The 4,508-nt window shown below is 56.7% G+C and carries 6 protein-coding genes; 1 reads left to right on the forward strand and 5 read right to left on the reverse strand.

Annotation, left to right across the window (positions count from 1 at the left end; all coding sequences use genetic code 11):
• Positions 1-45: 45 nt before the first annotated feature.
• The 3 genes from rpmI to thrS form a co-directional block, all read right to left on the reverse strand.
• The gene (gene rpmI, locus ACIPHN_RS15505) at positions 46-276 is read right to left on the reverse strand and encodes a 50S ribosomal protein L35 (protein ID WP_400437577.1); all 231 of its coding nucleotides are present in this window, start codon (positions 274-276) and stop codon (positions 46-48) included.
• 235 nt (positions 277-511) lie between these two features.
• Entirely contained in the window at positions 512-1,057 is a 546-nt protein-coding gene (gene infC, locus ACIPHN_RS15510) for a translation initiation factor IF-3 (RefSeq protein WP_400437578.1), read from the reverse strand.
• Between the two features lie 51 nt (positions 1,058-1,108).
• On the reverse strand, positions 1,109-3,016 hold the full coding sequence (thrS, locus tag ACIPHN_RS15515; protein WP_400437579.1) for a threonine--tRNA ligase: 1,908 nt from the start codon (positions 3,014-3,016) through the stop codon (positions 1,109-1,111).
• A gap of 503 nt (positions 3,017-3,519) precedes the next feature.
• Here thrS and ACIPHN_RS15520 point away from each other — a divergent pair.
• A complete protein-coding gene (locus tag ACIPHN_RS15520) occupies positions 3,520-3,702 on the forward strand; it encodes a hypothetical protein (protein ID WP_400437581.1) in 183 nt (60 codons plus the stop codon).
• 94 nt (positions 3,703-3,796) lie between these two features.
• Here the strand turns inward: ACIPHN_RS15520 and ACIPHN_RS15525 are convergent, their stop codons facing one another.
• Positions 3,797-4,204: a response regulator gene (locus ACIPHN_RS15525; RefSeq protein WP_400437582.1), complete on the reverse strand. Its 408-nt coding sequence runs from the start codon at positions 4,202-4,204 to the stop codon at positions 3,797-3,799.
• Between the two features lie 45 nt (positions 4,205-4,249).
• On the reverse strand, positions 4,250-4,508 hold a 259-nt coding region (locus ACIPHN_RS15530; protein ID WP_400437583.1), incomplete at its 5' end, for a hypothetical protein.

Below are 4,508 nucleotides of genomic sequence, written 5' to 3' on the forward strand. Positions count from 1 at the left end.
AGGACTTTCTTGTGGCGGGCCCGTGCTGTTACCCCACGTTTGACTCTAGGCATAGTAGCTCCTTAGTGTATGGTGAGGTTCAGCGAACGGCAGCATCGCGCGAACGGAATTCAGGTTCGTCTCATGGACGCCCTCGGTACCGCGCCGTTGACGCTTGTTCTTGGTGGTCGTCTTGGTCAGGCTGTGACGCTTGAAGGCTTGACCGCGCTTGACGGTACCGCCCGGGCGCACGCGAAAACGTTTCTTCGCGCTGCTCTTCGATTTCATCTTAGGCATAGCAACTCTGTCCTTCCGGACAGCTCCATTTTTTGATGATTGCAGGTGGCCGCAAATACTCGCTGCTCTTTGATGCCTGCTCTCACTTATTTGACAGCGGGTGAACCCGCTGCTTTTGCCCCATGCAGTCGCCTGCACTCGGCAAATCCTTTGTCGGCCTTACGCTGTACCGCCTTGCGGTGGTACGGATGGCATCACGCGGATGCCATCCCGATACGGCTAACTGCGTTCCTTCTTACTTCTTTTTCTTCGGTGCCAGGACCATGATCATCTGGCGACCTTCCATCTTGGGAAACTGCTCGACCTGGCCATACGGCTCCAGATCAGCCTTCAGGCGTTCCAGCACGCGCATGCCGATTTCCTGGTGAGCCATTTCACGACCGCGGAAACGCAGCGTGATCTTGGTCTTGTCACCGTCTTCCAGGAACTTGGTCAGGTTGCGCAGCTTGATGTTGTAATCGCCATCATCGGTACCAGGACGGAACTTGACTTCCTTGACCTGGATGACCTTCTGCTTGAGCTTGGCCTCGTGCGCCTTCTTCTGCTCCTGGTACTTGAACTTGCCGTAGTCCATCAAGCGGCATACGGGAGGTTGCGCAGTCGGCGCAATCTCGACCAGGTCGACCTCAGCCTCTTCGGAGAGACGTAAGGCTTCGGCCAGGCTCACAATGCCCAGCGGCTCATTGTCGACACCCGAAAGGCGCACTTCCGGCGCAGTGATCTCGCGGTTGAGGCGATGCGACTTGTCAGTAGCTATTGCAGTTTCCTTTGAAAAATCCAATAAATTAAGCCGTGCGGTTGCGCTGGGAAGGAAGCCTCCGGCTTCCTCCTGTCAGGCTTTGGTGTTGACCTCATCCTTGAGGCGTTCCACCAAGGTGTCGATGGACATCACGCCCAGATCGACATTGCCCCGCGCACGCACGGCCACAGTGTTGGCATCCCGTTCTTTATCGCCGACAACCAAGATATAGGGCGGCTTCTGAATAGAATGCTGCCGTATTTTATAGGTAATCTTCTCGTTGCGCAAATCGGTCTCGACCCTAAACCCTTGTTTTTTCAGCGTTTGCGCAACGTTCTGCACATATTCCGCTTGCGCATCGGAAATATTCAGGATGACAACTTGCGTTGGCGCCAGCCACAGCGGCATCGCACCGGCGTGGTTTTCGATCAGGATGGCGATGAAACGCTCCAGCGAACCGACGATGGCACGGTGCAACATCACCGGCACCTTGCGATTGTTGTCTTCCGTGACATATTCCGCACCCAGGCGTGCCGGCATCGAGAAGTCCACCTGCATGGTGCCACACTGCCAGGAACGACCGATCGAATCCTTCAGGTGGTATTCGATCTTGGGACCATAGAAGGCACCCTCGCCCGGCAGCTCTTCCCACTCCGAACCGGAGGCGCGGATGGCTTCACGCAGGGCATTTTCCGCCTTGTCCCAGACTTCCTCGGCACCGATGCGCTTTTCCGGACGCAGTGCCAGCTTCACGGCGACTTCCTTGAAACCGAAGCAATCGTAGACTTCACGCACCACGCGATTGAAGGCCGCAACCTCTTCCTGCACCTGATCTTCGGTACAGAAGATGTGACCATCATCCTGGGTGAAGCCACGCACGCGCATCATGCCGTGCAGCGCGCCGGAGGGCTCGTTGCGGTGGCATTGACCGAATTCGCCGTAGCGCAGCGGCAGGTCGCGATAGCTGTGCAGGCCGGAGTTGAAGATCTGGATATGGCCCGGGCAGTTCATCGGCTTGAGCGCGTAGGCACGGTTCTCGGACTCGGTCGTGAACATGTTTTCACGATAGTTTTCCCAGTGACCGGTCTTCTCCCACAGCGAACGATCCAGGATCTGCGGCGCCTTCACTTCCTGATAGCCATTGTCCTGATAGACACGACGCATGTATTGCTCGACCTGCTGCCAGATGGTCCAGCCCTTGGGATGCCAGAAGATCAGGCCCGGCGCCTCGTCCTGGAAGTGGAACAGGTCCAGCGCGCGGCCCAGCTTGCGGTGATCGCGCTTCTCGGCCTCTTCCAGCATGTGCAGGTAGGCTTCCTGATCTTCCTTCTTGGCCCAGGCGGTACCGTAGACACGCTGCAGCATCTCGTTATTGGAGTCGCCACGCCAGTAGGCGCCGGCCAGCTTCATCAGCTTGAACACCTTCAGCTTGCCGGTGGACGGCACGTGCGGACCACGGCACAGATCGGTGAAGCTACCCTCGGTGTAGAGCGAGACATCCTCGTTCTGCGGAATGGAAGCAATGATCTCGGCCTTGTAGGCCTCGCCGATGGACTTGAAGTAGGCCACCGCCTCGTCGCGCGGCAACACCTTGCGGGTGACCGGCTCATCCTTCTTGACCAGCTCGGCCATCTTCTTCTCGATGGCCTGCAGGTCTTCGGGCGTGAAGGGGCGCTTGTACGAGAAGTCGTAGTAGAAGCCGTTGTCGATCACCGGACCGATGGTGACCTGGGCATCAGGGAACAATTCCTTGACGGCATAGGCCAGCAAGTGGGCGGTGGAGTGACGGATCACTTCCAGGCCATCGGCATCCTTGTCGGTGATGATGGCCAGATCCGCATCCTGCGCAATCAGGAAGGAGGTATCGACCAGCTTGCCATCAACACGGCCAGCCAGTGCGGCCTTGGCCAGGCCGGTACCGATATTGGCAGCGACCTGCGCTACCGTCACCGGACCATCGAACTGGCGTTGGGAACCATCGGGAAGACGAACTGAAACCATTTTGCACTCCATGTGGGCAGCTGCGCTGCCTTGCCTGTTAAGGTGATATCAAAAAGATGGACGAAAAAAAACGCGGACCAGCCGCGCTTTTTCTTGAGACGAAAAAGAACCCGACTAGCGTCGCGTGAAAACCTCGGTGGTAGTTCGCGGTGTCATAACCGGTTTGCCTTTCTCGCTCTTACAGAATTGGGAGTTGAATCGCGTATTCGCCACCTGCTCGCCAGGTGGGTACTCGACATGGTTTTCAATTATAGCAAATTAATTCACCCGCCCCGACAAGTTCGCGCATCCCGCGCCGCCGCCCTCCCCTATAGCCACTTGACGCAGGCACCCAGGCAGCACGACACTGAAAAACGTCGGCAACAGGAGCCAGGCCACGGCGCCACAAACCTCGACGGCGCACATGATTTACAAGAGCAAAAAACCGGCTTTACACCGCACACACAGCCTGAACAGTCGCACCACGTGCTAGCATCCAAACCGATTTTCAGGAGGACAGCATCATGCCCGAGACCACGAACAGCGTAGAACACCAGACGATCATCAACAACGTCGAATACACGCTGCAGAGCCGGACAGTAGCGCAGGAAAACGGCGAACGCTACGAAGAATACCGCGTCCTGCTGGAAGGCAAGGAAATCAAGTCCTGGACGCGCGGCAATGTGATCCGCTACTTCAGCCTCTGATCCCTCCGCACCACTTGCTGACCAGATCTGACCCCATAAAAAAACGGCATCCCGGGATGCCGTTTCATCATGTTGGCGACGCCCGCAGGCGCGCTCAGGACTTCGCGAGGTGGGCGCGTCGCGCCAGGATCTTCTCGATCTTTTCCTTCAGCGTAGCCGCATTGAAGGGCTTGACGATATAGCCATCCGCGCCCGCCTGCGCTGCCATGACGATATTCTCCTTCTTGGCCTCGGCGGTAATCATCAGCACGGGCAGGTGCGCCAGCGACGGCGTGCCGCGGATCTTCTTGAGCAACTCCAGCCCATCCATCACCGGCATGTTCCAGTCGGTCAACACGAACGTGACCGGCACGGTACCCGCCTCAAGCACCTTCAACGCGGAAGAGCCATCATCGGCCTCCACGATCCTGCTGTATTCAAGTTCCTTCAACAGGCCGCTGACAATCCGACGCATCGTCGAAAAGTCATCAACCACGAGGAAATATTGATCATCTGCCGCCATAGGAAAATTCATTCTTCCGTAAGGTTAAGAGTTTGTTGAACAAACTCACAAAAATTTCGTTCGCAAGTTTAAAGCATTTTTTGATGCTCCCACGAAACAGTCGAGTGACAAGGCCGAAAATTCCCGCCTCGCTTGAGCGACAACAGAACCAGGCGAGAAAAAGCCCTCCCCAGCCACAACCGGGGTCGACGAAATTTGGCAAGACGGGAAATTGAAAGCCGGAAATGGCAGGCAGAAAATAAAAAAGGAAGCTGCAAACGCGCTTCCTTTTGAATTTGAATTCGCTTCCAACCCGTCTGCATCT

Origin of the sequence: Herbaspirillum sp. NPDC087042, assembly GCF_044745245.1 — a bacterium.
GTDB lineage: Bacteria > Pseudomonadota > Gammaproteobacteria > Burkholderiales > Burkholderiaceae_D > Herbaspirillum.

Coding starts and splice junctions, on each gene's coding strand:
- ACIPHN_RS15525 (WP_400437582.1), bottom strand. CDS start 4,204: ATGGCGGCAGATGATCAATATTTCCTCGTGGTTGATGACTTTTCGACG.
- thrS (WP_400437579.1), bottom strand. CDS start 3,016: ATGGTTTCAGTTCGTCTTCCCGATGGTTCCCAACGCCAGTTCGATGGT.
- rpmI (WP_400437577.1), bottom strand. CDS start 276: ATGCCTAAGATGAAATCGAAGAGCAGCGCGAAGAAACGTTTTCGCGTG.
- ACIPHN_RS15520 (WP_400437581.1), top strand. CDS start 3,520: ATGCCCGAGACCACGAACAGCGTAGAACACCAGACGATCATCAACAAC.